This window comes from Mesorhizobium sp. BHbdii, from assembly GCF_053848045.1.
The window spans coordinates 1-556 of record NZ_JBSPKX010000103.1 but is presented as its reverse complement, the minus strand read 5'-3'; the positions used below and the strand labels follow the sequence as shown (position 1 = coordinate 556).

Sequence of the window (556 nt, the reverse complement as noted above, 5' to 3'; positions counted from 1 at the left end):
GCCGGATTGAGTCGTTCGCGTGCGCGGCGAGGAACTAGGTATCCGCCTTGTCCATAGTCCGTGTTGACCGCTTGTCAGCGCGTTGGGTGACGTGGGCATCGCCCGCATCGCCGTTGCGGGCAGGTTGTTTATGGTTTGTTGATATAGATGCTCGGTGTTTCGCGTGCTATGCCGTAACCGGTAATGAAGAGCGATGATTTCACGACAAAAATGAAAACCTTGGACCGACAGGACCATGCTGCTTTCAGCGGTTTCGCTTCCACACTGCATGAATTGGTGTCGCTGAACCTTCATGAGAACGATGCGATGTTTCATGGGAATAGCCGGCACTACCTATCGTGCGGGGGATCGGCGTTAAACGTTATCGCCGCAGCGGTCGGCCTGGCCGGAATTGAGCCAAGCGAAATCCTCGATTTCGGGTCGGGTGCCGGACGCGTCACCCGCTGGCTGCGGGTTGCTTACGTGGGCGCCGAGATTTCGGCGACAGACATGCGCTCTGAGGATCTCGAATTCTGTGCACGCGAGTTTGGTGCGCGGACGTGGCTGTCCGGCATCG

1 pseudogene is annotated in these 556 nt (G+C 57.7%); it reads left to right on the top strand.

Features of this window, described 5'->3' with window-relative positions:
* Positions 1-183 precede the first annotated feature (183 nt).
* Positions 184-556: pseudogene (locus ACWTU8_RS32065) on the top strand (hypothetical protein); the annotation flags it as partial.